Here is a 26,053-nt window from a genome sequence, read left to right as displayed (position 1 = left end):
TCAGCGCTTTCCGGCCTGCGCCGAGGACTGCGTGGCGAAGGTGATCTGCGACAGCCCGGAGCGCCGCGCCGCCTCCATCACGTTGATGACGGACTGGTGGGGGGCCGCCGCGTCGGCGGTGATGATGACCACGCTGTCCTTGCCGGCCTTGGCCGCCTCGGCGAGCGCCTGCGCGATGGCGTCCACGCTGCGCGCCCCCAGCGCGGTGCCCTGCACCGAATAGCGCCCGTCGCTGCTGACGGCGACGATCACTTCCTTCGGGTAGTCGCGCTGCGCCTGCGCGTCCGCCACCGGCAGCGTCAGCTGCAGCTCGGTGAACTTGCTGTACGTCGTCGTCAGCATCAGGAAGATCAGGATCACGAGCAGCACGTCGATGAACGGGATCAGGTTGATCTCCGGTTCTTCCTTGGGCCGCGGGCGGAAGTTCATGACTGGCGCAGCGCGATCAGGTGGCGCACGAAGCGTTCGGCCGACAGCTCGAGGGTGAGCAGGTATTCATCCACCCGCACCCGGAAGTAGCGCCAGAAGATCAGGGACGGGATCGCCACGATCAGTCCGAAGGCGGTGTTGTAGAGGGCCACCGAGATGCCGTGCGCCAGCTGCGCCGGATTTCCCCCCGGCACGCCCGCGGTGCCCGGGGCCTGCGAGCCGAAGATCTCGATCATGCCGATCACGGTTCCCAGCAGCCCCAGCAGCGGCGCCGCCGATGCGATGGTCGCCAGCGCGCTCAGGTAGCGCTCCAGGCGGTGCGCCACCGCGCGACCGGTGTTTTCGACGTGGGCGCGCAGGTCGAGCTCGGTGCACCGCGGGTCGGAGTTGAGCGCCCGCAGTCCGCTGGCCAGCACCTCGCCCAAAGCCGAGTTCTGCTCCAGCTGGGTCACCACGTCGGGACCCGGCACCGCCCGCCGCGACGCCGCGATGGCCTCGTCCAGCAGCCGCGGCGGCGCGACCTTCGCCACCTTCAGGCTGAGGAAGCGCTCGATCACGAGCGCCAGGGCCAGGATGGAACAGGCAATCAACGGCCAGATCGGCCAGCCTGCGGCTTGTATGATCGAAAACAAGGGGCGGTCTCCACGCGCTGGAAGTGCTCGGCAGCGGCGATTATCGTGTACCGCGCCGCCTGTAGGAAAAAGCGCTCAACTGTAGGAAGCCGCCCACAGAAGTTGTGGATAACTTTGTGCAGAAGCCTGGCCGCAAGGTCCGCCGAGGCGCGCCAAACCTGCAGCTGATCAGAACGATCACCGATTGAGCATGAAAACATCCAGCAAAATCAAGTACTTGCACGACGGAATGCGGTTTCGCCGTGAAGGGCAGCGGACGTGACCGTAAAGATGACCTCTTGTGGACTCTTTTCCGGCCCGAGCCCCCTGGAAAGCGGCGCCGCGCCTCATGGCTGAGCCCTCGCGCCCAGCAACCACGCCGCGAATCTGGCAGGTCGGGGCGCTGTGCCGCGCCATTGCTGACAGCCTGGAGGCGAGATTCAACCCGGTCGCCGTCCGCGGCGAGATTTCGGCCTTCACGGCCGCATCCAGCGGTCATTGCTACTTCTCGTTGAAGGACCAGCAGGGACAGATCCGCTGCGCCATGTTCCGGCGGGCCGCCCAGTTGCTGGAGTTCCGGCCACGCGAGGGCGACAGCGTGGAAGTGCTCGGCCGGCTGGGCGTCTACGAGCCGCGCGGCGACCTGCAGCTGATCGTCGAGAGCATGCGGCCGGCAGGGCAGGGCGCCTTGTACGAGCAGTTCCTGCGGCTGAAGGCCCGGCTGGAAGCCGAGGGCCTGTTCGAGCCTGGGCGCAAGCGCCCGGTGCCGGTGCTGCCGCGCGGGATCGGGATCGTCACGTCGCCGGGCGCCGCGGCGCTGCACGACGTCGTGACGGCGCTGCGCCGGCGGGCCTGCCACGTGCCGGTGGTGCTGGCGCCGGCGGCGGTGCAAGGCGCGCAGGCTCCCGGCGAACTGGTGCAGGCGCTGCAGGCGCTGTACCGGCTGGCGCAGGCCGGCACGATCGACGTGATCCTGCTGGTGCGCGGGGGCGGCTCGATCGAGGACCTATGGGCCTTCAACGACGAGCGCCTCGCGCGCGCGATCGTCGCCAGCCCGGTGCCCCTGATCTGCGGCGTCGGCCACGAGACCGACTTCACGATTGCCGACTTCTGCGCCGACCTGCGCGCACCCACGCCGACGGCGGCCGCCGAACTGGCTGCGCAGGCGCGCGAGACCTGGCTGGAAGGGCTGGCCGCGGTCCAGGAGCGGCTGGACCGGGCCGTGGCCCGCCGGCTGGACCTTTCCGGTGAGCGGCTCGACCAGGCGGCATCGCGGCTGGGGCGGCCGCTGGCGCGGATGGCGGCGCAGCAGGCGCGTCTCGGGCGTGCCGCGCATCGGCTGCGGTTCGCGGTGCACCGGCGGCTGGAGGCCGACACGCGCCGCTTCATGGCGCTGGACGTCGACCTGCAGGGCGTGGCGCGCGAGCGGTTGCGGCGTGGCGCCGACGCGCTCGAGCGCGCCCGCCTGCGGCTCGACCTGCTGGACCCGCGCCTGGTCCTGCAACGCGGCTACGCGCTGCTCGCGGACGCGTCCGGCAAGCCGGTGACGAGCGTGGCCCGGGTGCATGCCGGACAGCCGCTGGTCGCGAGCGTCGCGGACGGAGACATTCCCGTCACGGTGACGCGACCGTGCAATCCTTCATAGAATCGCCGACGCAGACCAACATATCCAAGAGAGGAACACCATGGAACACACCCTGCCCCCGCTGCCGTACGCCATCGACGCCCTGGCGCCGCACTACTCCAAGGAGACGCTGGAGTTCCACCACGGCAAGCACCACAACGCGTACGTGGTGAACCTCAACAACCTGCAGAAGGGCACCGAGTTCGAGAACATGACGCTCGAGGAGATCATCAAGAAGTCCTCCGGCGGCATCTACAACAACTCGGCCCAGGTGTGGAACCACACCTTCTTCTGGAACTGCATGAAGCCCAATGGCGGCGGCGAACCGACCGGCGCGCTGGCGCAGGCGATCAGCGCGAAGTGGGGCAGCTACGCGGCCTTCCGCGAAGCGTTCGTGAAATCGGCCGTCGGCAACTTCGGCTCGGGCTGGACCTGGCTGGTGAAGAAGCCGGACGGAAGCGTCGACATCGTCAACACGGGCGCCGCCGGCACGCCGCTGACCACCGCGGACAAGGCGGTGCTGACGGTGGACGTGTGGGAGCACGCGTACTACATCGATTACCGCAACCTGCGCCAGAAGTTCGTGGAGACCTTCCTGGACAAGCTGGCGAACTGGGAGTTCGCGCAGAAGAATTTCGGCGGGTAAGGCGCTCAATGGAAAAGACGGCCGGGGACGCCTTTGGCCAAGGATGAAAAAAGGGCCGCTGCGCGGCCCTTGTCCTTTATTGGTTCTTGAACGGCGGCCCGCTCAGCTTGGCGCCGGCCTTGATGCCTTTCTTCGCGAACCACCCCTGGTTCATCTCCAGCACGTAGCGCACCGGCTTCGCCGAGCAGTGCGAGTCCTCGGTCTGCGGCTTCATGTCGGCGAGGTTCACGATCGTGCCGTCGTCCGCGACGAAGGCGGCCGTGAGCGGCAGGAAGGTGTTGCGCATCCAGAAGCATTGCTGGGACGGCTGCTCGAACACGAACAGCATGCCTTCGTGCTGCGGCATCTCCTTGCGGAACATGAGGCCGATCATGCGCTGGTCCGGGGTGCCCGCCACCTGGGCGTCGATCTGGTGCATGCCGGCGGCGAGCTTGACGCGCGGCAGGTTCATCTGCGGTTCCTGGGCGGCCGCCGGCAGCAGGGCGGCGGCACAGGCGAGGGAAAGCAGGACGTGGCGAATCTTCATGCGGCTATTGTGGCGGCCAGAAAAAAAATGCCCGCTCGCGCGGGCATTGGTTGGGAGGCGGTGCGGGGTCAGGCCTTCTTCTCTTCGGTCTTCTTCACGGCCTTCTTTGCCGACTTCTTGGTCTTGGCCTTGGCCTTCTTTTCGACCTTCTTCTCGCTCTTGGCGGCGGGGGCCGAGGCGGCGGCGGCCGGCGCCGGCGCCTGCGCGAAGGCAGTGGTGGCGGCGAAGAGCGTGGCGACCAGGGCGGCGAGGAGCTTGTTCATGGCTGGAATCCTTTCGGGATGGGGGTGGTGGGGAGAGTCCCTCCAGGAAAGCGGAAGGCCCACGAGTAACGGAGCGCGGCGGTGAATGGTTGACACGGGCGCCGCAGCGGGCCCGGCTTGACGCGTATCAACAACCGACCCGTGGCGCGGGGCGGCGGCCACCGAGGCGTGCGATGTTCAACGCTAGAATTCCATGGTTTTGCCAGCGGCCGAACCCACTTCCTCACTCTTCCGGAGAAGTTTTCCCCATGTACCAGCACATCAAGGTCCCCGCCCAGGGCGAGAAGATCACCGTCAACAAGGACATGTCCCTCAATGTCCCCGCCCAGCCGATCATTCCCTACATCGAAGGGGACGGCACCGGCTACGACATCACGCCGGTGATGCTGAAGGTGGTGGACGCGGCGGTGGCCAAGGCCTACGGCGGCAAGCGCAAGATCCACTGGATGGAGATCTACGCCGGCGAGAAGTCGACCAAGATCTACGGCCCGGACGTCTGGCTGCCCGAGGAAACGCTGCGGGCCGCGCGTGAATACGTGGTGTCGATCAAGGGCCCGCTGACGACGCCGGTCGGCGGCGGCATCCGCTCGCTCAACGTCGCGCTGCGCCAGGAGCTCGACCTGTACGTCTGCCTGCGGCCCATCCAGTACTTCCGCGGCGTGCCGTCGCCGGTGAAGGCGCCGGAGAAGACCAACATGGTCATCTTCCGCGAGAACTCCGAGGACATCTACGCCGGCATCGAGTGGGAAGCCCAGACCGACAAGGCGAAGAAGGTCATCAAGTTCCTGATCGACGAGATGGGGGTCAAGAAGATCCGCTTCCCGGAGACTTCCAGCATCGGCATCAAGCCGGTCTCGAAGGAAGGCACGACCCGGCTGGTGCGCAAGGCGATCCAGTACGCGATCGACAACGACAAGCCCAGCGTGACGCTGGTCCACAAGGGCAACATCATGAAGTTCACGGAAGGCGGCTTCCGGGACTGGGGCTACGAGCTGGCGCAGAAGGAGTTCGGCGCGGTGGAGATCGACGGCGGTCCGTGGTGCAAGTTCAAGAACCCGAAGACCGGCAACGAGATCATCGTCAAGGACGTCATCGCCGACGCCTTCCTGCAGCAGATCCTGCTGCGCCCGGCCGAGTACAGCGTGATCGCCACGCTGAACCTCAACGGTGACTACATCTCCGACGCGCTGGCCGCGCAGGTCGGCGGCATCGGCATCGCGCCCGGCGCGAACCTGAGCGACACGGTCGCGATGTTCGAAGCCACCCACGGCACGGCGCCCAAGTACGCAGGGAAGGACTACGTGAACCCGGGTTCCGAAATCCTGTCGGCCGAGATGATGCTGCGCCACATGGGCTGGATCGAGGCGGCCGACCTGATCATCAGCTCGATGGAGAAGTCGATCATGAGCAAGAAGGTGACCTACGATTTCGCCCGCCTGATGGACGGCGCGACGCAGGTGAGCTGCTCCGGCTTCGGCCAGGTGATGATCGACAACATGTGATCTGGCCGGGCCGCACCGGCCCGCGGAAAGACAAGAGCCGCCTCCGGGCGGCTTTTTGCTGCGCGCGGCCGTACGGCCACGCCGCAGCGGCGCGCCCCTAAGATGCGGTGATCCCCCGTCCCGACGATCGCAACACGACGCCTGATGCACCACAACGTTTCACTGATCACCACCCTGGCCGCGGGCTTCGGGCTCGCCCTCGTTTTCGGCTTTCTTGCCGAGCGCGTCCGGATCCCGGCGCTCGTGGGCTACCTGCTCGCGGGCATCGCCATCGGGCCGGCGACGCCGGGGTTCGTGGCGGATGTGGGGATCGCGTCGCAGCTGGCGGAGATCGGCGTGATGCTGCTCATGTTTGGAGTCGGCCTGCACTTTTCGCTGGACGACCTGCTGGCCGTCAAGCGGATTGCCGTGCCCGGCGCCGTGGTCCAGATGGGCATCGCGACGCTTCTGGGCATGGGCGCGGCCTGGAGCTGGGGGTGGCCGGCCGGCGCCGGCCTCGTCTTTGGCCTTTCGCTCTCGTGCGCCAGCACCGTGGTGCTGCTCAAGGCCCTGGAGGCGCGGCGCGTCCTGGACACCATGAATGGCCGCATCGCCGTGGGCTGGCTGGTGGTGGAAGACCTGGCGACGGTGATCGTGCTGGTGCTGCTGCCGCCGCTGGCCGGCGTGCTCGGCGGCAGGACGGCTCCGGCCGCCGGCGCCGAGCCGCTGTGGCAGACGGTCGCGCAGACGCTGCTGCAGGTGTCGGCTTTCGTCGCCATCATGCTGATCGCCGGACGCCGGGTGCTGCCCTGGCTGCTGTGGCACGTGTCGCGCACCGGTTCGCGCGAGCTGTTCACGCTTTCGGTGGTTGCCGCCGCCATCAGCATTGCGTATGGCGCCTCAGCGCTGTTCGGCGTGTCGTTCGCGCTGGGCGCGTTCTTTGCCGGCATGGTGATGCGCGAGTCGGAGTTCAGCCACCGCGCCGCGGGCGAGTCGCTGCCGCTGCGCGACGCGTTTGCGGTCCTGTTCTTCGTGTCCGTGGGCATGCTGTTCGACCCGATGGTGCTGATGGAGCAGCCGCTGAGGGTGGTGGCCGTGGTCGCCATCATCATCGTCGGCAAGTCGATCGCGGCGGCCGGCCTGGTGCTCGCGTTCCGCTATCCGCTGAACACCGCGCTGACGGTGGCCGCGAGCCTGGGCCAGATCGGCGAGTTCTCGTTCATCCTCGCCGGCATGGGGCTGTCGCTGGGCCTGCTGCCGCAGGAGGGCATGAGCCTCGTGCTGGCGGGCGCGCTGATCTCGATCGCGCTCAATCCGCTGGTGTTCCGGGCCATCCGGCCCTTCAGCGACTGGGTGCTGCGGCGTTCCGCGCTGGCCCGCCAGCTGGAAAGCCGCGACGACCCGTTCGCGGAACTGCCAACGAGCACCGAGCGCAAGTACCTCGAGGGTCAGGTGGTGCTGGTCGGCTACGGCCGTGTCGGCCGGCGCATCACGCAGGCGCTGCGCGAGCGCGACATTCCCTACGTCGTCGCCGAGCGCAACCGCGAACTGGTGGAAGACCTGCGCGGGCAAGGAGTGGCGGCCGTTTCCGGCGACGCCGCGGACGCGGCGGTGCTGATCCAGGCGCACATCGCCGATGCGGCCATGCTCGTCATCGCCACGCCCGACACCCTGGGCGTGCGCAAGATGGCCGAGACGGCCCGCCAGCTCAATCCCGGCATCGAGGTCGTGGTGCGCACGCACAACGAGGACGAGTCGGCCCTGCTGCGCCGCGACCGGGTCGGGACGGTCTTCTTCGGGGAGGAGGAACTGGCCAAGGGCATGACGGCCCACGTCTTGCGGCGTTTCGACCGGGCAGCGCGGGCCTGATGCCGCGCCGCGTGGCGTCGGCGGGCGCACAAAAGCCGCCCGATGGCGGCTTGGCTCCTGGAGGCGGCCGGTCTACTTGGTCGCCGAGTCATGCCCGGAGGCATGGAACTGCGGTGCCCGCACCTTGGAGTGGCGTGCCGGCCGGTCGGGCGTCGGCTGCGTGGCGATCGGCTGCGGCGGCGGCGATGCGACCACGTCGGTCGTGTGGATGTTCTGGGCCAGCTGGCCCTTCGGTCCTTCGGTGATGTCGAAAGTCACGCGCGAGCCCTGCTTGAGGGTCTTGAAACCTTCCATCGCGATCGCGGAAAAATGCGCGAAGACATCCGCTCCGCCGCCGTCGGGCTCGATGAAGCCGAAGCCCTTTGCGTCGTTGAACCACTTGACTGTACCGGTCGCCATGCCTCGGCCCCTTGTTTTCCCTCTTGACCGCACCAAGTGTCGAGGTTCATGGGCTTTGTGTCAATCTTTTCACATACTAAAGTTTTCGGCTGTGATATGGGGTGCGGCAAGGCCGGGACCGCCGGTCGCGAAGCTGAAATCCGCTGGCACGAAGAAACGAAAATAGATGGCACCGGCGGGCGGCCTGTCGCTTGAATGTGACGTCTGCGGCACCAAGTCACCGGAAGGCTGCAGCGCGGAACCCCCCTCGATAGAATGATTTTCATGGCCAGCAAACCCCCCGTTCCCGCCCCAGTCGCGCCCCGGACCAGGCCGAAGGAGGATGATGGCGGGTCGGTGGTGGTCGAACGCAAGACGCAGAAGACGAAACCGCCGCAGATGTACCAGGTGGTCATGCTCAACGATGACTACACGCCGATGGAGTTCGTCGTCGTCGTGATCCAGGAGTTCTTCAACAAGGACCGCGAGACGGCCACCCAGATCATGCTGAAGATCCACCTGGACGGAAAAGGTATCTGCGGCGTGTACTCGCGCGACGTCGCCGCGACCAAGGTCGAGCAGGTCCAGGAAGCCGCTCGTCAAGCAGGGCATCCCCTGCAGTGCGTGAGTGAACCGGTCGAGTAAAGCCGGGTCGAACCGATTTAAAGTAGTACTCAGGAAGGCAAAAGGAAATCACATGATTGCCCAGGAACTGGAAGTCAGCCTCCACATGGCGTTCGTGGAGGCACGGCAGCAGCGCCACGAATTCATCACGGTGGAGCATCTGCTGCTTGCCCTGCTGGACAATCCCAGCGCGGCGGAAGTGCTGCGCGCATGCTCGGCCAATATCGACGATCTGCGCAAGTCGCTTTCCAATTTCATCAAGGACAACACCCCGCAGGTCGCCGGCACCGACGACGTGGACACCCAGCCGACCCTGGGCTTCCAGCGCGTCATCCAGCGCGCGATCATGCACGTGCAGTCCACCGGCAACGGCAAGAAGGAAGTGACCGGCGCCAACGTGCTGGTCGCCATCTTCGGCGAGAAGGATTCGCACGCCGTCTATTACCTGCACCAGCAGGGCGTCACGCGGCTGGACGTCGTGAACTTCATTGCCCACGGCATCAAGAAGAGCGATCCGCCGGAGCCGGCCAAGGGCGGCGAGCCGGGCGCCAGCGAGAGCGAGGAAGGCGGCGAGAAGAACGAGAAGGCCTCGCCGCTGGAGCAGTTCACGCAGAACCTGAACCAGGCCGCCAAGGACGGCAAGATCGACCCGCTGATCGGTCGCGAGTACGAGGTCGAGCGCGTCATCCAGATCCTGTGCCGCCGGCGCAAGAACAACCCGCTGCTGGTCGGCGAGGCCGGCGTGGGCAAGACCGCGATCGCGGAAGGCCTGGCCTGGCGCATCGTCCAGAAGGAGGTGCCGGAGATCCTCGCCGAGTCGAACGTGTACTCGCTCGACATGGGCGCGCTGCTGGCCGGCACCAAGTACCGCGGCGACTTCGAACAGCGCCTCAAGGGCGTGCTCAAGTCGCTGAAGGACAAGCCCAACGCGATCCTGTTCATCGACGAGATCCATACGCTGATCGGCGCCGGCGCGGCGTCGGGCGGAACGCTGGACGCCTCCAACCTGCTCAAGCCGGCGCTGTCGTCCGGGACGCTGAAGTGCATCGGCGCGACGACGTTCACCGAGTACCGCGGCATCTTCGAGAAGGACGCGGCCCTGTCGCGGCGTTTCCAGAAGGTGGACGTGGTGGAGCCGAGCGTGCAGGAGACGATCGAGATCCTCAAGGGCCTGAAGTCGCGCTTCGAGGAGCACCACAGCGTCAAGTACGCGGCCAACGCGCTGCAGGCGGCCGCCGAACTCTCGGCCAAGTACATCAACGACCGGCACCTGCCGGACAAGGCCATCGACGTCATCGACGAGGCGGGCGCCGCGCAGCGCATCCTGCCGGTGAACAAGCGCAAGAAGACGATTTCCAGGACCGAGGTCGAGGAGATCGTGGCCAAGATCGCGCGCATTCCGCCGGCCAACGTGTCCAACGACGACCGCGGCAAGCTGCAGAACCTGGAGCGTGACCTCAAGAGCGTGGTGTTCGGGCAGGACAAGGCGCTGGAAGTGCTGGCGGGCGCCGTGAAGATGGCGCGCTCGGGCCTGGGCAAGGGCGACAAGCCGATCGGCTCGTTCCTGTTCTCCGGCCCCACCGGCGTCGGCAAGACCGAAGCGGCCAAGCAGCTCGCCTACATCATGGGCATCGAGCTGATCCGCTTCGACATGTCCGAGTACATGGAGCGCCATGCCGTGAGCCGCCTGATCGGCGCGCCTCCGGGCTACGTCGGCTTCGACCAGGGCGGCCTGCTCACCGAGGCGATCAGCAAGAAGCCGCACGCGGTGCTGCTGCTCGACGAGATCGAGAAGGCGCACCCGGACATCTTCAACGTGCTGCTGCAGGTGATGGACCACGGCACGCTGACGGACAACAACGGCCGCAAGGCGGACTTCCGCAACGTCATCATCATCATGACGACCAACGCGGGCGCCGAGTCGCTGAACAAGGCCGTGATGGGCTTCACCAACGTGCACGAAGCCGGTGACGAGATGGCCGACATCAAGCGCCTGTTCACGCCGGAGTTCCGCAACCGCCTCGACGCGATCGTGAGCTTCAAGTCGCTGGACGAGCAGGTCATCCTGCGCGTGGTCGACAAGTTCCTGCTGGTCCTGGAGCAGCAGCTGGCCGAGAAGAAGGTGGAAGTCACCTTCACCGACAAGCTGCGCAAGCACCTGGCCAAGAAGGGCTTCGATCCGCTGATGGGCGCGCGGCCGATGCAGCGCCTGATCCAGGACACCATCCGCCGGGCCCTCGCCGACGAGCTGCTGTTCGGCCGGCTGACCGAAGGTGGCCGCCTGACGGTGGACATCGACGTCAAGACCGACGAGAAGGGCGCGGAGCAGTCCGAGGTCCTGCTGGACATCCAGCCGCTGCCGAAGAAGGAAGGCCGCGCCAAGCCGGAGCCGGAAGAGATCTCCAGCGACAACCAGTAGGCCGCACCCCGCGCGCGGGGTTGATATTGGTCATGCACGAGCCGCCTTCGGGCGGCTTTTTTCTTATCCTTCTGCTGTACTCTTCCGTAATGCACGCGAGAAGTTTCGGAGGTCGACGTTTTTCCGCCGTGGTGGTCAGCCGCCACCAGCGTGAAGGCTTCTACCCGCTGCGCGTCTACGAGGCCGGCTATCCGAAAGCGGATGGCTGGGATGAGCCGGATGCCGTGGCGTTCCTCGCGCACCTGGACCTGGTGGAAGCCCGGGTGCACCACAGCGGCAAGCTGTACCACCGCGACCGCACCTTCTGCCGCCTCTGCGGCCAGCCAGCCAGCGTCCGCGAGCTGGTGTATCGCGGCTGGTCGTGGAGCGACTGCCTGCGCCACTACATCGAGATGCACCGGCTGCGGCCCGGTGACGCGTTCGTCGAATTCATCGAAGCCGAGGCCGCCGAGCTGCGCGCCCACTGGCGCGATGCGCCGGTGCCCGGACCCGCGCCGGGGGCCGCAGCCGCCTCCGCGGGCGAAGGGTAGCGGTCAGCCGCCGGCCATCTTCAGGATCGCGTCCCAGTGCCGCGGCTCCACCGGCGTGATCGAGAGCCGGTTGCCCTTCCTCAGCACCAGCAGGTCGGCGAGTTCGGGGTTGGCGCGCAGCACCGGGAGCGTGATGAGCGGCACCTTGCGCAGCACCTGCACGTCGACCAGCAGCCAGCGCGGCGCCTGCGGCTTCGCGGCGGGATCGTGGTACGGCGAACGCGGGTCGAACTGGGTGGGATCGGGCCGGGCGGCGGACGCCACCCGAGCGATGCCGGCGATCCCCGGTTCGGCGCAGCTGGAGTGGTAGAACAGGACGCCGTCGCCGACCCGCATCGCATCGCGCATGAAGTTGCGGACCTGGTAGTTGCGCACGCCGGTCCAGGGCACGGTCGCGCGGGGCGCCGCCAGCGCGTCGTCGACGGAACATTCGTCGGGCTCGGACTTCATCAGCCAGTAACTCATGGCGGGATTCTGCCGCGCCATCAGGCCGCGAAGCGGGCGAGCAGCGCCTGCGCCGCCGGCACGACCAGGCCGGTGCCGGTCACCAGCAGCAGCGCGCACACCAGCTTGAGCACGGCGGCCCGCGACCACCCGGGGGGGTGGCGCTGGAACCACCAGGTGATCGCCGTCGTGAGCGGCAGCGCGAAGGCGCACAACATCATCGAACGTGCGCTGAACTGGCCGGTCGGCACGACCATGACCAGGCGCAGGAGCGAGCTGACGGCCAGTGCGCCGGTCAACGTGTCGCGCAGCGCGGGCAGCGCCATCGGCTGCCGGTAGTACTGGTAGACCAGCGGCGGCCCGGACGCCGAGAACAGGCCGCCGAGCAGCCCCGACAGCAGCCCGAACCCGCCGAACGAGGCGTTGGACGAGCGCTGCGGCAGCAGCTTCGTGCGCATCAGGACGACCAGGGCGCAGGCGATGATCACCAGCCCGAGCAACAGCCGCAGCGCCACGACGAGCCCGGCATCCAGCCATCCCAGCAGCGCCACGCCCAGTGCCACGCCGGGCACCGTGCCCCACGCCGTGGCGCGCAGCACCGACCAGTCCACCGAACGGTGGGCGGTGCGCAGCACGATGATCGCGTTAGCGAGAGACAGCACCATGGCGACGTTGGCGACGTCGGGCAGCGGCGCCAGTTCCAGCAGGCTGGTGAGGCCCAGGAGGATGAGGGCCAGCGCGAAGCCGGTCATGCGCTGGGCGCTGGTGGCGACCGCCACGCAGGCGAGGAAGGCGACGACCTGCCAGGCGGTCATGCGGCGGTCGCGGTGGAGCCGGGCCGCTGCGAGTGGGCGGTGGGGAGATGCATTGCGGCCGCGATTATCGCGTGAGCCCGGCAGCAGCCGGACTCTAGAATCCGGCGCCATGACGAATACCTTCAAGGTCGCCGTGATGGGCGCCGGCGCCGTCGGCTGCTACTTCGGCGGACTGCTGGCGCGCGCCGGCCACGACGTGACGCTGATCGCCCGGCCCGGGCATGTGGAAGCGATTCGCCGCGACGGCCTGCGCATGGAGACCAGGACCTTCGACGAGCGCGTGCGCGTCGCCGCCAGCGCCGACCCCGCGGCCGTGCAGGGCGCGGACGTGGTGCTCTTTTGCGTCAAGTCGACCGGCACCGAAACCGCCGGCGACGAGTTGAGGCCGTTCCTCGGCCCCGACGCGCTGGTGCTGTGCCTGCAGAACGGCGTGGACAACGCCGAGCGCCTGCGCACCGTGCTGCCGCCGCGGCAGGTGGCCGCCGCCGTCGTCTACGTCGCCACCGAGATGGCCGGCCCCGGCCACGTGAAGCACCATGGCCGCGGCGAACTGGTGATCGAGCCGTCCGACCGCAGCGCCGCCGTGGCGCAGGCCCTTGCCGCCGCCGGCGTGCCGACGGAGGTCTCGGCCAACGTGCGCGGCGCGCTGTGGGCCAAGCTGATCATCAATTGCGCCTACAACGCGGTCTCGGCCATCGCCCAGCGGCCCTATGGCGACAACGTGGCGAGCCCGGGCATTCCCGAGGTGATGGCCGACGTGGTCGACGAGTGTCTTGCCGTCGCCCGGGCCGAGGGCGTGCAGCTTCCCGGCGACATGCACGAAGCCGTGCGCCGCCTCGTCGCCACCATGCCGACGCAGTCGTCCTCGACGGCACAGGATCTCGCGCGCGGCAAGCCGACGGAGATCGACCACCTGAACGGTCTGGTGGTCCGCCGCGGCGCCGCGCACGGGATTCCCACGCCCGCCAACCGGGTCCTGTGGGCTCTGGTGAAGCTGCTGGAGCTTCCGCACGCCTGACCCTCGCGCGGGCAGGGCGGGGGCCGCCACCGGCCCGCATCGGCTGCTGAGCTTGCGCCACATCAATGCGCCGCCGGCCTGGCCCAACCATTGTTGCCGACGGGGCCAGCGACCCCGCGGCGTATGCGCAAGACACAAGCGGTTTCCTCCCTCGGCGAACACCGGCTGATGCTGCCGGCCTGGGTCAAGGCCGCCCTGGCGGCGAACGACCGGCTCAAGGGCTACCTGACGGTCTTCCAGACCGCGTCCGCGCACGCGGCCCATCCGGCCGGCGAAGTGCCCGACCTCGCCAGGGAATTCGCTGCCGCCGGCCTGGACGGCGCCTGGCTGCACGACGTTGCCGCCGCCGCGCGCAAGGTCGACGACGACCTGCTGCTGCCGGACATGCCGCGGCTGGTCAGGGGCCTGGAGGAAGACCTGGGCACGATGGCGAGGCCCGTGGTCGAAACCGCGGGCGACAGCGCCGACGCGGCCCGGGTCAAGCACTGGCTCGACTGGCTGCGCGCGCTGCCGGCGGATCGGCTGAGCGCCCGCCACGTCGACGCGCTCACCCGCGGGCGGCGCGGCGACGGCGACAGCGTGCACCTGCTGGTGATGGACCTGCACAAGCAGATCAACAAGCTGGCCGGCGAACTGGCCAGCGAAGTGATAGACGGCGCCAACGTCTGGGACCTGCAGCCGCAGGACCGCACGCGCGTGGCCGCCTTCATGCGCGGGTTGAACCGCACGGCGGCGCTGAAGTTCGACCATCCGGGGCTGGACACTGCGGCCACGCGCGACGGCGAACGGCTGCTGCTGCAGAACGACATCGGCACCAACGACGCCCACGTGCTGGTGCTGCAGGTGGCCGACCGCACCATCACGCTCACCTATTCCGACCTGCACCGCATCCGCTTCGAGTTCTTCCAGTCGCTGCTGGTGCCCTTCGGCGCGAAGTGGTCGCAGGTGCAATCGCGCACCGACGCGGCGCTGAACCAGGGCGCTGCCTACAGCGTCGGCACCGCGCAGTTCGATTGCGCCGACGAGGCGGCGCTGGAGGCGGCGCTGGAAGGCATAGGCTCGCGCATCGTGTTCCTGATCGACTGGAACCGGGCGCGCAAGCGGCTGCAGGCGTTCGTCGGCAAGGACGAGGCGATCGCCGTGCTGGCCGAGGCCGCCAGGCTCGACATCGGGCACCGCGCCTGGCTGCAGGCGGGCGGCGAGCGCCTGGTGTTCGCCGCCATGCAGGCGGCCGGCGAAGGCGCGTTCCAGATCGGCGACCGCCTCGACGAGGTGATCGGCAACGCCGACGCCCACGCTTTCCTGCTCGCGGTGATGCAGCTGGCGTGCGACGCGCTGCGGCGCGGCCAGCCGGCCGCGCTGGTGGCGGACGAGACGCGGATGCTGCTGCCGCAGCACGTGCGCCAGCGCACCAGCGAGTTCGACCTGCTGGCCGAGCATGCCGCGTACTGCCACTCGCTGGCGCAGGCGGTGAGCGACGGGCTGGCGCACGGGGCCGAACGCTCCGGCAAGGCGTCGCGCGAGCTGGCCACGCGCGCCAAGGCGTGGGAGCGCAGGGCCGACCACCTGGTGATGCAGGCGCGGGAGAAGGCGGAGCGCCAACCTCGCTGGCGGCCGGTCGCCCGCATGATGGAGCAGTCCGACGACGTCGCCGATGCGCTGGAGGAAGCGGCCTTTCTCATCAGCCTCACCGCCGAACAGCACGTGAACGGCTGGAACGACAACGTGCGCAAGCTGCTCGCGCGGCTCGCGGCCACCGTGCTGCAAGCCACGCAGGACCAGGTCAAGGCGCTGGCCATCGCGCGCACGCTCAGCGCCACCAGCGAAGCGATGGACAACGACGCGTTCCTGCGCGCCACCTGGCGCGTGCTGCAGGCCGAGCGGCAGTGCGATTCGCTGCTGCGGGACGCCAGGCGCGTGATCATCGGCGCCGTGCGCGACGCGCCGTCGCTGATGCTCGCGAACGATCTGGCCTGCGTGCTGGAACTGACGTCCGATCGCCAGCTCGCCGCGGCCTATGCCCTGCGCGACCTGGCCTTCGACAAGGCGGGAGTGCGGGGATGAGCACGCCGGCCTTCGATCTTCCGCCCGAGGTCTACCTGATCGGTTGCAAGGGGCCTGGCGCGACCTGCGGCGTGCCGTCGGCGCAGACCATGGGCAACAAGGCCTGGAACCTCCTGCGCATGGCGCAGCTGTCGCTGCCGGTGCCGCCGGCGTTCGTCATTGGCACGCGCTACGGCGCCGCCGCCGGGAAGGGGCCGCCCGCGGCTGGCCGCTACCTGTGGACGGCGGGGCTGCACGCCCTCGAACAGGCCACCGGCCAGCGGCTCGGCGACCCCCGCCGGCCGCTGCTGCTGTCGGTGCGATCGGGCGCGGCCGTCTCGATGCCGGGGATGATGGACACGCTGCTGAACATCGGCCTGTGCGACGCCACCCTCGGCGGGCTCCTGCGCCGCACGGGCAACCCGCGCCTGGTGTGGGACGCCTACCGCCGCCTCGTGGCCGGCTACGGCGAAACCGTCGCCGGCATCCCGCCACAGGCGTTCGATTCCGCCGCCGGCGACGTGGCGGGCGGCCGCGCCGGGGGCGAACCCGACTTCGCCGAGCTGCGCGCGATCACGCACTGCTTCCTGCGGCTCTACGCCGAGCGGGCCGGGCGGCCCTTCCCGCAGGATCCGGCCGAGCAGCTGGGCGGCGCGATCGCCGCCGTGCTCGGCTCGTGGCACGCCCCGAAGGCGCGCGAGTACCGGCACCTCAACGGCATCGCCGACACGCCGGGCACGGCGGTGACGGTGCAGTCCATGGTGTTCGGCAACGCCGGCGGCCAGTCCGGCGCCGGCGTCGGCTTCACGCGCGATCCGGCCACCGGCGCGCCGGGGCTGTGGGTGGACTTCCTGTTCGACGCCCAGGGCGAGGACGTCGTGTCGGGCCGCCGCAGCGCCAACGGTCACGAGGAACTGGCCAGCGTGCTGCCGCAGGTCTGGCAGGCGCTGGCAGACGCGGCGCAGGAACTGGAGCACGCGTTCGGCGACATGCAGGACTTCGAGTTCACGGTGCAGGAAGGGCGCCTGTACCTGCTGCAAAGCCGCTCCGGCAAGCGCACCCGGCGCGCGGCGGCGCGCATCGCGCTGGACCTGCTGGACGAAGGCGGGATCGACGCCGCGCTGGCGCTGCAGCGCACGCACGGGCTGGACCGCGAAGCGCTCGGCCAGCGGCGCATCGTGGCCGAGGGTGGCGAACCGCTCGTTCCGCTGGCCCGAGCGGCGACGGCGAGCAGCGGCGTCGCGGTGGGCGAGATCGCGCTCGATCACGCCCGGGCGGCCGCACGCAACGCCGCCGGCGTGCCCGTGGTCCTGGTGCGCCGGGACGCCGAAACCAGCGATATCGCGGCACTCGAACTGGCCACCGGCCTGCTCACGCAGCGCGGCGCACGGACCTCGCACGCCGCCGTGGTCGCGCGCCAGATGGGCAAGGTCTGCCTGGTCGGCTGTGCCGAACTGGCGATCGACGAGGCCGCCCGCAGCATCACCGTCGGCGGGGCCACGCTGCATGAAGGCGACCTGCTCACGCTCGACGGCAACGAGGGCACCGTCCATGGCGGCGCGGCGCGGGTGCAGGTGGACTATCCCGAGGAACTGCTCGCGCGGCTGGTGGCGTTGCGGCGCAGCGCCACCCTGACTTCGGCCTGACCGGCCTGCTGTCGCGCCGCCCGCGCCCGCAACTGGCCGCAGCCGCCTTCCACGTCCTGGCCGGCCGACTGCCGCAGCTTGGTCAGCACGCCGCGCCGGTGCAGGGTTCGCGCGATGGCGGCGGCCCGCTCCCACGAGGGCCGCTGGAAGTCCAGCCCGTCGACGGCGTTGAACGGGATCATGTTCAGCACGCCGTACTTGCCGGCCAGCAACTGCACGATCCCGTCGAGTTCGTCCGGCCCGTCGTTGACGCCCTCCAGCAGCGTCCACTGGTACTGGATCGGGTAGCCGCTGGCGCGGGCATAGCGCTCGCCCGCGCCGACCAGCTCCTGCGGCGTCATGCGCGGCGCGCGCGGCAGCAGCCGCTCTCGCAGCTGCGGCCTCGTCGTGTGCAGCGACAGGGCCAGCGCCGGCTTGACGCGGCCCTGGGGCAGCCGCTCGAACACGCGCGGGTCGCCCACGGTGGAGAACACCAGGTTCTTGTGGGCTATGCCGCCGGCGGTGCCGAGCAGCTCGATCGCCTCCAGCACGTTGTCGAGGTTGTGGGCCGGTTCGCCCATCCCCATGAACACGACCTTCTTCACCGTGCGGCGGCGGCGTGCCAGGGCGACCTGCGCCACCATCTCCGCGCTGCCCAGCTGGCGCACGAGGCCGTCGCGTCCGGTCATGCAGAACACGCAGCCCACGGCGCAGCCGACTTGCGATGAGATGCACAAGCCCTCGCGTGGCAGCAGCACGCTCTCGACGGTCTGGCCGTCGGGCAGCGCCACGAGCAGGCGCTCGGAACCGTCGGCGGCCGGATGCGCGGACTGCAGCCGGGCCAGCCCCTCCAGCTGCGCCTCGATGTCCGGCAGCGCGGAGCGCAGCGACCGCGGCATGAAGTCCTCCAGGCGCCGCCGTCCGCTGTCCTGCGGCAGGGCCTGTGCCCACAACCGCAGCACGCGCGCTTCGTGGGCCGCACCGGCCCCGGCGGCGCGCAGCCGCTGCCTGACGTCCTCGATCTTCGCGGCCGCGGCGAGCGTCACTTCAGTCGCGCCACGTCGATCTGGAACAGGTAAGGGAACTTCGTGTCCCATGCGAGGTACTTGCGCGTGCCCGACTCCGACAGGCCCCACAGCCGTCCAGCATCGTCGATGGTGAGGTCCTCCAGCCCGGCGGGCAGCTCGTACTGCGCCTTCACGGCGCCCTGCCGATCCAGGCGGTACAGGCGACCCCAGCGGCTGTTGCTGGCGGAGACCCACAGGTTGCCGGCCTTGTCGAACGTGGCGCCCTGCGCCTCCAGCGGCACCGGGATCGATTCGAGCGCCCGGGCGTGATCGACCGTCTGCCCGTCGTGTTCGTCGAAGAGGCGCGGGTCCAGCCGGAACATCCGCGCCTTCGCCTGGTCCTTGGTCCAGGTTCCGATCCAGGCATGCGTGCCGTCGAAGGCGGCATAGGAGCCGCGCAGCTCGCCCGTGATCTTCACCATCTTCGACGCGCCGGCAGACGTGCCCGTGGCCAGCGCCCGGTCCACGTCGATCAGGAACACCGCCCGGGTATCCGCCAGGAACAGCTTGCCGCCACCGGCGTGACCGAGGCCGCCGGCATGGGTGCAGGTGCCGGGCGGAATGTCGAAATGGCCGGCCGGCTTGCCGGTGGCGATCTCGATGCGGAACACGCGGCAGGGACCGGTGTTCGCCTTGAGGTCCGGCGTCGGCTTGTAGCTGCTGACGAACAGGTGCGGTCCGGCGCTGGTGAGGCCCTGGGGCACGTAGTCGGCGTCGAGTCCAGGGACCCACATGCGGCGCTGCAGGGCCGCCGCGTTCGGCACCGACTCGGTCGTCGCCGGGAGATAGGACGGCCGGGTGCCCATCACCTCCATGGTCCCCGGCGCGGCGCAGCCGCCCAGGGCGATCGCGGCCAGCAGCGGCCAGGCGTTTTTCATTGGGGAAGTCTCCTGCTTGGCTGGAACAACGTCCGATGGTAGCCGCACCGTCTCGCTGCCGGCGGAGGCAAGCCATGGATGGGTTGCCGGTGGAGGCACAATCCGCGGTCCATGAACGCTCCGACATCACCGCCGCCCGCGCCCGCCGCGCCCGGGCCGCAGCCGCTGGGCCCCGACGACTTCGACGCGCAGGACGCCGAACTGGACGCGCTGCGCGAAGTCGACCCCGAAACGCCGCAGTGGGAGTTCTGCGAAGGCTTTCTCGCGGCCCTGGTCTGTGCCCCCCGGCCGGTTCCGCCCGAGGAGTACTGGCCCGTGCTGCTGGGCGAGGACTTCAATCCGATGGCGCACATGGAGTTCGTCTGGCGCTGGAAGCGGCGCTGGACCGAGGTGGCCGCGGCGCTCGACGCGCCGGTGGAACGGCTCGACGACGAGCGCACCTACCAGCCCGAAGTGCTGGACACGCGCGGCGCGGTGCTCTCCCTGCCCGAGGCGGAGCGGGGCGACACCGACATGGCGAACCTGCCGGCCTACGGCCAGATCTGGGCGCTGGGGTACATGTACGCCGTCGAGACCTGGCCCGACGACTGGGCGCCGCCGCGCAACGAGGAGGCGGCCAGGATACTGGACGACGCCCTGTCGGCGATCGTGCGGGTGGCGGGCGAGGACCGCGATCCGCCGACGGTGTCGATGGTCGACGAGAGCGGCCCGCCCAGCGTCAGCGAGCAGCGGCTGGACGATTTCGGCGCGGCGATCTGGGCCGTATACGACCTGCGCCTGCTGTGGAAGAGCGTGGGCACGCCGGTCGAGACGATCCGCAAGGCGCCCGAGCCCGGCCGCAACGATCCCTGTCCCTGCGGCAGCGGAAAGAAATACAAGAAGTGCTGCGGGGCGGCATGACCGCACTGTGCGTGCAGCGTGTTTACAGCGGCGGGCACTTCGACCACGATCACGGTTTCTGCGGAACCCAGCCATGACCTTGCAACAGCTTTTCGGCATCGATCTGCCCATCGTCCAGGCGCCCATGGCGGGCGTGCAGGGCAGCGCGCTGGCGGTGGCGGTTTCCAATGCCGGCGGGCTGGGGTCGCTGCCGTGCGCGATGCTGGGCGCCGACGCGCTGCGCAAGGAACTCGCGGCGATCCGCTCCCAGACCGACCGGCCGTTCAACGTCAACTTCTTCTGCCACGCGCCGCCGCAGGCGAGCGCCGCCCGCGACTCGGCCTGGCGCGACGAGCTGGCCCCGTATTTCGCGGAGCTGGGGCTCGATGCGGAGGTGGCAGGCGGTCCGGCGCGCGTGCCGTTCGACGCCGCTGCCGCGGACCTGCTGGCGCAATTCCGGCCGCCGGTCGTGAGCTTCCATTTCGGCCTGCCAGCCGCCGACCTGCTCGAGCGAGTGCGCGGCTGGGGCGCCAAGGTCGTGTCCTCGGCCACCACCCTGGACGAAGCGCTGTGGCTCGAGGAGCGCGGCGTCGACGCGATCATCGCCCAGGGCCTGGAGGCGGGCGGCCATCGCGGCATGTTCCTGTCGGAAGACCTCGCGGGGCAGGTCGGCACCTTGGCCCTGGTGCGGCAACTGGTGCGGGCAGTGAAGACGCCGGTGATCGCCGCCGGCGGCATTGCCGATGCGGAAGGCGTCGCGGCCGCGCTGGAGCTGGGGGCGGCGGGGGTGCAAGTCGGCACGGCCTACCTGCTGTGCCCGGAAGCGACGACGACAGCCCTGCACCGGCAGGCGCTGAAGTCTCCTGGAGCGCGGGTGACGGCCGTGACCAACGTGTTCACCGGCCGGCCGGCGCGCGGCATCGTCAACCGGGTCATCCGCGAGCTGGGACCGATCAGCCCGGCGGCGCCGCCGTTCCCGTTGGCAGCGGCACGCATGGGCGCCTTGCGCGCTGCGGCGGAAAGCCGCGGCAGCAGCGATTTCTCGCCCTTGTGGGCCGGCCAGGACACCGGCGGGTGCCGGGAGCTGCCGGCGGCCGTGCTGACGCAGGAACTCGCTCGCGGAATCTGCCGCTGAGGCCGGCTAGGCCTTCGTCCAGTACGCGTAGCCCCAGGCAGTCGCGAAGCCCCGCGCTGCGTACAGGGAGCACGCGACCGCGTTGTCCTGCTGAACCTGCAGGAAGCAGCGCTCGACGGCGCGTTCGTAGGCCGCCCGGCCCAGTGCCGCGAGCACCGCTGAGGCGAGGCCGCGGCCGCGCTGCGCCGGCAGCGTGCGCATGCCGTGCACGCCGCACCAGCCTTGGCTGAAGCACGCCGAGCCGACGGCCACCGTGCGGCCGTGTTCCTGCACGCTGGCGAACACCGAATCGCGCCCGCGCCGCAGGATGGCCAGGCGGCTCGCGCCGTCCACGGGATCGAAACCTTCGCCGAGGAACACCTGCTCCCAGTCGGCGCTCGGCGTCTCGGTGAGCTCAACGTGGCCGCCGCTGCCGGCCAGTCCGGTCAACCCATCCACCCGCGCAACCTGCACCAGCGTCGGTTTCTCGCGCCGGTAGCCCCGCGCCCGCAGTTCCCCCCGCAAGGTGTCGAACGCGGCCGCTTCCGGCACCCGCAGGACGGCCGGCCGGCCCGCATCGGCATAGCGGTGCTCGATCTGCGCGAGCAGGCCGGGTGCCGGCGCCTCGTGCCGCAGCGGCACCGCGCTGTGGCAGCGGCCCACCGTGCCGTCGTCGAAGGCGAGCAGCCATTGCTCCCACTGCACCAGCCGCTGCGGCGGCACCGCCGCCAGCGTCGCCCGTTCGATCGCCTCGATCTCGTCCATGGAGCCATTCTGGCGCAGCCTGGACCGGCTGCAGCCGTCCAGGTGACACCGCTCCTGTCAGAACTGACAGGGGGACATTCGGCGCCGGACGCTGGAACTGCTACAAGGGTCGGTGCCGTCCCCCGCCGCACGCCATGAATGAAACGTCTCCTTCCGCCGAACCACTGCGTGCCGCCTACCAGGAGGCGCTCTCCGAGGAGCGCGTGCTGTGGCGCCGGGTGGCCGTGCCGGCGCTGCCGCCCGACGAGCGGGTGCAGGCCTACGGCCGCTGGCGCGCCGCCGCCGACCGGGTGAAGGCGCTGTCGCTGCAACTGCAGCAGGCACGCGACGCGGGCAGCGGGCAGCCGCCCGGCCCGCAGGCCGGGTAGGCGCCGACGCCCCCGGACCTCACCCGAAGCGCACCGAAGCGGGCCTTCCGTCGAGCTGCAGCGCCGTCACCGCTTCCGGCGTCCGCGCCAGCAGTCTTCCCTTTCGCCACACCCGCAGCCGGTTCGCCCGCAGCCTGATCGCCTCTACCGCGTCCCGCGCCTGCAGCAGCACGAAGCTCGCCTCGCAACCGGGCTCCAGGCCATAGCCTTCCAGGTGCATCACCCTGGCCGCGTTCGTGGTCACCGCATCGAAGCAGGCGCGCATGCCGGCCTGGCTCGTCATCTGCGCCACGTGCAGGCCCATGTGGGCCACCTCCAGCATGTCGCCGGAGCCCATTCCGTACCAGGGATCCAGCACGCAGTCGTGGCCGAAGGCGACGGTGACCCCCGCGGCCATCAGCTCGGGCACGCGGGTCATGCCGCGGCGCTTCGGGTAGCTGTCGTGCCGGCCCTGCAGCGTGATGTTGATCAGCGGATTGGCGACAACGCTCACGCCGCTCTCGGCGATCAACGGGATCAGCTTGGACGCGTAGTAGTTGTCCATGCCGTGCATGGAAGTGCAGTGCGAGCCGGTGACGCGGCCCTGCAGTCCCAGCCGCTGCGCCTCGAACGCCAGCGTCTCGATGTGCCGCGACAGCGGGTCGTCGGTCTCGTCGCAGTGCATGTCCACCAGCTTGCCGCGTTGCGCGGCGATCTCGCACAGCAGCTTCACGCTCGCCGCGCCCTCGCTCATGGTGCGCTCGAAGTGCGGGATGCCGCCGACGACCTCGACACCCAGGTCCAACGCGCGTTCGAGGTTTCCGACGCCGCCTTTGCTGCGCAGCACGCCGTCCTGCGGAAACGCGACCAGTTGCAGCTCGATGTAGGGCGCGACTCGCCGCTGCACTTCGAGCAGCGCGTGAACGGCCAGGAGGCCCGGATCGCTGGTGTCGACATGGCTGCGGATGGCGAGCAGGCCGCGCGCGACGGCCCAGTCGCAGTAGGCGAGGGCGCGCTCGATGATCTCGTCGGCCGCGAGCCGTGGCTTGAGTTCCCCCCAGAGGGCGATGCCTTCCAGCAGCGTGCCGCTTTCGTTGACGCGCGGCTTGCCGTACGTGAGCACCGAATCCATGTGGAAGTGCGGATCGCAGAACGGCGGCGACAGCAGGCAGCCGCCGGCGTCCACGGTCTCGTGGGCCGGCGCCCGCAGGTGCGCGGCGACTTCGGTGATCAGCCCGTCCTGGACCGCGACCGACATCCCGGTGCGGCCGTCGGGCAGGGCGCAGTTGGCGACGAGGAGGTCGAGCATGTTGTCTTCTCCGGTGAGGCAAGCTCAGAGGTCGAACGCCCGCTGCACGAACCACCAGGCCGCGAGCAGCGCCACCAGGATCGAGCCGATCTTGACCACGCCGAACCGGTAGAACAGCGTGTGGCGCAGCGCGAAGGCGACCGGCAGGAACACCGCCACGATCGCCAGCTGGCCCAGCTCCACCCCGACGTTGAAGCCGACCAGCGCCAGTACCAGCGCGTCGCGCGGCAGCCCGAGGTCGGCCAGCACCGAGGCAAAGCCGAAACCGTGGATCAGCCCGAAGACGAACGCCGCGATCCAGCGCCGCGAGGCCGCGGTCGGGCGCAGGTTGTTCAGCGCCGCCAGCACGACGGACGCGGCGATGGCCGATTCGACCAGCCGCGACGGCAGGCTGACGACTTCCAGCGCCGCGAGGCTGAGGGTGATCGAGTGCGCCACGGTGAATGCGGTCACCACCTTGAACACGTCGCCGGCCGCCCCCCGCAAGCCGGGCGCCGATTCCCACTGGCCGTGGCGCCGCACCACCAGCACCGAAGGCAGCAGCAGCGCGAGCAGGAACAGGATGTGGTCGTAGCCGATCCAGATGTGCCACACGCCGTCGGCGACGTACTGCTTGAGCGTCTGCCAGGGGCCGGGCGGCTGCATCGGCAGCGCCTGCTGCGCCGACTCGGCGCCGAAGATGAGCGCTTGCGAGGGGTTGCCGGGCGCGATCCACTGGACCAGGCCACGGTGCGAGGGATCGACGTCGAACAGCAGCGAGTAGCGCGCGCGCAGCCCTGCGGCGAGGCCGGCGCAATCGGCCCTCAGGGCCAGCACGGCATAGGTGCCGTCGCTATGCCGCTCCAGCATCAGCGGCCCGGCCGTGCTCCACTCGCAGGTTGCGTTGCCGGCGCGCAGCTCGAGCCGGCTGGTGGCGTAACCGGTGATGTCGTCGGCGCGCTGGCGCACCTCGCCCCAGGTCAGGGCGCCGTCGCCGTCGCGGTCGAGTTCCAGCACGTAATCGAGGTCGCGCAGCGCGATGTCCCAGCGCACGGCGATCTCGCCGCCGCCTGCGCTGGCGCGCAGCGTCAGGTAGCTGTCGCTCGGCTTGTGCGCCAGCGCGGCCAGCGGCAGCAGGAGGGCCACCAGCAGCAGGAGCCAGCGCTTCATCGGGCCGCCCCCCTGGACGCCAGTTGCTGCGCCAGCGCGGCCAGCACGGGGTCCTCGTAGCCGCTGGACTGCAGCCAGTCGAGCGCCGGCTTCGCCGCTTGCGGCTGGCCGGCCGCCAGCGCGGCGCGCATCAGGACTTGCGCGTCGCGCGGCTCCTTCTGCAGCTGGTAGTTGCGCGAGGCGAGCGCCAGCGCCGGCCCGGGACGACCTTCCACGTCGAGTTCGAAGCGCGCGGCCTCCTGCTCGTGCAGCCGGTCGCCGCGCTGGCTGGCCGCCGCGAAGCGCTCGCGCAGCTGGCGCGCCCAGCCGGCGGCGCGCGCATCGTTGGCGGCACGCCCGGCCAGCGCCAGTCGCAGCAGCAGGATGTCCGAGCGCTCCCAGCCGGCCAGCAAGGTCAGCACCTCGCCGGCCCGCCGCTGGTCCAGGAGGAAGTCGGCGTAGGCGCCCAGCAGGAACTGGTCGACCACGCCCAGCTTCAGCGCTTCGTTGAAATGGTGGTCGGCGTCGTCGTTGCGGCCAAGGCGGATGGCCATCTCCGCGAGCCGGGTGCGGATCCACAGCGCCAGTTCGGGCGCGACGTCGCTGCCCGCGGCCAGCGCCCGCTTGAGCGCGTCGTAGGCGGGCGCCAGGCTGCCCGTGCTCGCCTGCACGTAGGCGGTGCACCCGTGCGCATGCAGCGGATGCGCCAGCGGCACCAGTTTCGTGCACTCCGAAAGCGCCTGGTCGTACTGGGCCTGCACCATGTGGATGGCCGCGCGCCAGGCGATCGGCTCGGCGGATTGCAGGTCGAGCTCGCTTGCCTTTTCCAGGCTCTTGAGCGCGCCGGCGAAGTCGTGGCCGTATTGCCGGATCTGCCCGTGCAGCAGCCAGTAGGCGGCGTTGTCCGATCCCGTGGCCGCCAGCGGCGCGATGACGGCGGCGGCGTAGCCGACGTAGCGGGGGTCGCCCTGCGCCATCGCCAGCTGGAAGTAGCGCCTCCCGATCTCCAGTCGCAGCCCGGCATCGTCGGGTCGCGCCGCGAGCTGCCTGCGCAGCGACTCGACGCGGCGCAGCAGGGGATCGCCGGCGCCCGGGAGGCGCTCGACGACCTCGCTGTCGCTGGCGGGGGTGAACGGCGCGGCATGGACGCACGCGGCGCATGCGAGCAGCGCCGCAGCCGCCCAGCGCGGCATGGCATTCGACAAGAGCATCCGGAGAGCG

The 26,053-nt window shown here is 69.9% G+C and carries 26 protein-coding genes; 13 read left to right on the top strand and 13 right to left on the bottom strand.

From position 1 onward, the window contains the following. Positions 1-429, bottom strand: coding sequence for an ExbD/TolR family protein (locus tag RAMLITH_RS02675; protein WP_168105775.1), 429 nt, complete (start codon positions 427-429; stop codon positions 1-3). After that, positions 426-1,061, bottom strand: a complete 636-nt coding sequence (locus tag RAMLITH_RS02670; protein WP_168105774.1) for a MotA/TolQ/ExbB proton channel family protein — start codon at positions 1,059-1,061, stop codon at positions 426-428. Before RAMLITH_RS02670 ends, RAMLITH_RS02675 begins: the two co-directional genes overlap by 4 nt. A 328-nt stretch (positions 1,062-1,389) precedes the next feature. On the opposite strand from RAMLITH_RS02670, the gene xseA reads away from it, so the two are divergent. Beyond that, a complete protein-coding gene (gene xseA, locus RAMLITH_RS02665; protein WP_168105773.1) occupies positions 1,390-2,685 on the top strand; it encodes an exodeoxyribonuclease VII large subunit in 1,296 nt (431 codons plus the stop codon). Between the two features lie 40 nt (positions 2,686-2,725). After that, positions 2,726-3,310, top strand: coding sequence for a superoxide dismutase (locus tag RAMLITH_RS02660; protein WP_168105772.1), 585 nt, complete (start codon positions 2,726-2,728; stop codon positions 3,308-3,310). A 76-nt stretch (positions 3,311-3,386) separates the two neighbouring features. On the opposite strand, the gene RAMLITH_RS02655 is transcribed toward RAMLITH_RS02660, so the two are convergent. Together RAMLITH_RS02655 and RAMLITH_RS02650 are read right to left on the bottom strand one after the other, a co-directional pair. Further along, positions 3,387-3,836, bottom strand: a complete 450-nt coding sequence (locus RAMLITH_RS02655; protein WP_168105771.1) for a DUF192 domain-containing protein — start codon at positions 3,834-3,836, stop codon at positions 3,387-3,389. 68 nt (positions 3,837-3,904) lie between these two features. Beyond that, a complete protein-coding gene (locus RAMLITH_RS02650; protein WP_168105770.1) occupies positions 3,905-4,099 on the bottom strand; it encodes a hypothetical protein in 195 nt (64 codons plus the stop codon). Positions 4,100-4,347: 248 nt separating this feature from the next. Here RAMLITH_RS02650 and icd point away from each other — a divergent pair, with 248 nt between their 5' ends. Further along, the gene (gene icd / locus RAMLITH_RS02645; protein WP_168105769.1) at positions 4,348-5,601 is read left to right on the top strand and encodes an NADP-dependent isocitrate dehydrogenase; all 1,254 of its coding nucleotides are present in this window, start codon (positions 4,348-4,350) and stop codon (positions 5,599-5,601) included. 144 nt (positions 5,602-5,745) lie between these two features. Continuing rightward, complete coding sequence (locus RAMLITH_RS02640) at positions 5,746-7,449, top strand: cation:proton antiporter domain-containing protein (protein WP_168105768.1); 1,704 nt, start codon at positions 5,746-5,748, stop codon at positions 7,447-7,449. A gap of 72 nt (positions 7,450-7,521) precedes the next feature. Here the strand turns inward: RAMLITH_RS02640 and RAMLITH_RS26005 are convergent, their stop codons facing one another. Beyond that, entirely contained in the window at positions 7,522-7,848 is a 327-nt protein-coding gene (locus tag RAMLITH_RS26005; protein ID WP_168105767.1) for a cold-shock protein, read from the bottom strand. Between the two features lie 255 nt (positions 7,849-8,103). On the opposite strand from RAMLITH_RS26005, the gene clpS reads away from it, so the two are divergent. The 3 genes from clpS to RAMLITH_RS02620 are packed head-to-tail and all read left to right on the top strand — an operon-like array spanning position 8,104 to position 11,400. Then, complete coding sequence (gene clpS / locus RAMLITH_RS02630) at positions 8,104-8,472, top strand: ATP-dependent Clp protease adapter ClpS (protein ID WP_168105766.1); 369 nt, start codon at positions 8,104-8,106, stop codon at positions 8,470-8,472. 52 nt (positions 8,473-8,524) lie between these two features. Beyond that, positions 8,525-10,870, top strand: a complete 2,346-nt coding sequence (clpA, locus tag RAMLITH_RS02625) for an ATP-dependent Clp protease ATP-binding subunit ClpA (RefSeq protein ID WP_168105765.1) — start codon at positions 8,525-8,527, stop codon at positions 10,868-10,870. Between the two features lie 32 nt (positions 10,871-10,902). Further along, the gene (locus tag RAMLITH_RS02620; RefSeq protein ID WP_168105764.1) at positions 10,903-11,400 is read left to right on the top strand and encodes a hypothetical protein; all 498 of its coding nucleotides are present in this window, start codon (positions 10,903-10,905) and stop codon (positions 11,398-11,400) included. A 3-nt stretch (positions 11,401-11,403) separates the two neighbouring features. Here RAMLITH_RS02620 and RAMLITH_RS02615 read toward each other — a convergent pair whose 3' ends face one another. Then, complete coding sequence (locus tag RAMLITH_RS02615; protein ID WP_168105763.1) at positions 11,404-11,865, bottom strand: EVE domain-containing protein; 462 nt, start codon at positions 11,863-11,865, stop codon at positions 11,404-11,406. Positions 11,866-11,885: 20 nt separating this feature from the next. Then, positions 11,886-12,659, bottom strand: coding sequence for a TSUP family transporter (locus RAMLITH_RS02610; RefSeq protein WP_168105762.1), 774 nt, complete (start codon positions 12,657-12,659; stop codon positions 11,886-11,888). A gap of 109 nt (positions 12,660-12,768) precedes the next feature. Between RAMLITH_RS02610 and RAMLITH_RS02605 the strand changes: the two genes are divergently transcribed. The 3 genes from RAMLITH_RS02605 (at position 12,769) to RAMLITH_RS02595 (ending at position 17,366) form a co-directional block, all read left to right on the top strand. Further along, the gene (locus RAMLITH_RS02605; RefSeq protein ID WP_168105761.1) at positions 12,769-13,677 is read left to right on the top strand and encodes a 2-dehydropantoate 2-reductase; all 909 of its coding nucleotides are present in this window, start codon (positions 12,769-12,771) and stop codon (positions 13,675-13,677) included. A gap of 123 nt (positions 13,678-13,800) precedes the next feature. Next, a complete protein-coding gene (locus RAMLITH_RS02600; protein ID WP_168105760.1) occupies positions 13,801-15,741 on the top strand; it encodes a phosphate transport regulator in 1,941 nt (646 codons plus the stop codon). Then, positions 15,738-17,366: a PEP/pyruvate-binding domain-containing protein gene (locus RAMLITH_RS02595; protein WP_168105759.1), complete on the top strand. Its 1,629-nt coding sequence runs from the start codon at positions 15,738-15,740 to the stop codon at positions 17,364-17,366. The genes RAMLITH_RS02600 and RAMLITH_RS02595 overlap by 4 nt, the downstream gene beginning before the upstream one ends. On the opposite strand, the gene RAMLITH_RS02590 is transcribed toward RAMLITH_RS02595, so the two are convergent. Both RAMLITH_RS02590 and RAMLITH_RS02585 read right to left on the bottom strand, forming a co-directional pair. Continuing rightward, positions 17,300-18,391 carry an RNA methyltransferase gene (locus tag RAMLITH_RS02590; RefSeq protein ID WP_337786094.1) on the bottom strand — a complete coding sequence of 364 codons (1,092 nt, stop codon included), beginning with the start codon at positions 18,389-18,391 and terminating at the stop codon, positions 17,300-17,302. The two genes, RAMLITH_RS02595 and RAMLITH_RS02590, sit on opposite strands and share 67 nt — an antisense overlap. Then, positions 18,388-19,290 (bottom strand): hypothetical protein, encoded by a 903-nt coding sequence (locus RAMLITH_RS02585; RefSeq protein WP_168105757.1) that lies wholly within the window; start codon positions 19,288-19,290, stop codon positions 18,388-18,390. The genes RAMLITH_RS02590 and RAMLITH_RS02585 overlap by 4 nt, the downstream gene beginning before the upstream one ends. A gap of 111 nt (positions 19,291-19,401) precedes the next feature. On the opposite strand from RAMLITH_RS02585, the gene RAMLITH_RS02580 reads away from it, so the two are divergent. Both RAMLITH_RS02580 and RAMLITH_RS02575 read left to right on the top strand, forming a co-directional pair. Then, positions 19,402-20,190, top strand: a complete 789-nt coding sequence (locus tag RAMLITH_RS02580; RefSeq protein WP_181017736.1) for a YecA/YgfB family protein — start codon at positions 19,402-19,404, stop codon at positions 20,188-20,190. 73 nt (positions 20,191-20,263) lie between these two features. Beyond that, the gene (locus RAMLITH_RS02575; RefSeq protein ID WP_168105755.1) at positions 20,264-21,304 is read left to right on the top strand and encodes an NAD(P)H-dependent flavin oxidoreductase; all 1,041 of its coding nucleotides are present in this window, start codon (positions 20,264-20,266) and stop codon (positions 21,302-21,304) included. A gap of 6 nt (positions 21,305-21,310) precedes the next feature. On the opposite strand, the gene RAMLITH_RS02570 is transcribed toward RAMLITH_RS02575, so the two are convergent. Continuing rightward, the gene (locus RAMLITH_RS02570) at positions 21,311-22,048 is read right to left on the bottom strand and encodes a GNAT family N-acetyltransferase (RefSeq protein ID WP_168105754.1); all 738 of its coding nucleotides are present in this window, start codon (positions 22,046-22,048) and stop codon (positions 21,311-21,313) included. A gap of 134 nt (positions 22,049-22,182) precedes the next feature. Between RAMLITH_RS02570 and RAMLITH_RS02565 the strand changes: the two genes are divergently transcribed. Further along, entirely contained in the window at positions 22,183-22,416 is a 234-nt protein-coding gene (locus tag RAMLITH_RS02565; protein ID WP_168105753.1) for a hypothetical protein, read from the top strand. 19 nt (positions 22,417-22,435) lie between these two features. Here RAMLITH_RS02565 and RAMLITH_RS02560 read toward each other — a convergent pair whose 3' ends face one another. Genes RAMLITH_RS02560 through RAMLITH_RS02550 form a run of 3 tightly spaced genes read right to left on the bottom strand, consistent with a single transcriptional unit; the run spans position 22,436 to position 26,043 of the window. Continuing rightward, positions 22,436-23,704 (bottom strand): amidohydrolase family protein, encoded by a 1,269-nt coding sequence (locus tag RAMLITH_RS02560; RefSeq protein WP_168105752.1) that lies wholly within the window; start codon positions 23,702-23,704, stop codon positions 22,436-22,438. Positions 23,705-23,728: 24 nt separating this feature from the next. Beyond that, positions 23,729-24,853 (bottom strand): HupE/UreJ family protein, encoded by a 1,125-nt coding sequence (locus RAMLITH_RS02555; RefSeq protein WP_168105751.1) that lies wholly within the window; start codon positions 24,851-24,853, stop codon positions 23,729-23,731. Further along, positions 24,850-26,043, bottom strand: coding sequence for a tetratricopeptide repeat protein (locus RAMLITH_RS02550; RefSeq protein ID WP_238343978.1), 1,194 nt, complete (start codon positions 26,041-26,043; stop codon positions 24,850-24,852). The genes RAMLITH_RS02555 and RAMLITH_RS02550 overlap by 4 nt, the downstream gene beginning before the upstream one ends. Positions 26,044-26,053: the final 10 nt, after the last annotated feature.

Origin of the sequence: Ramlibacter lithotrophicus (assembly GCF_012184415.1) — a bacterium.
In the GTDB taxonomy this organism is placed as follows: Bacteria; Pseudomonadota; Gammaproteobacteria; order Burkholderiales; family Burkholderiaceae_C; genus Ramlibacter; species Ramlibacter lithotrophicus.
This window is presented reverse-complemented; position numbering and strand designations above follow the sequence as displayed.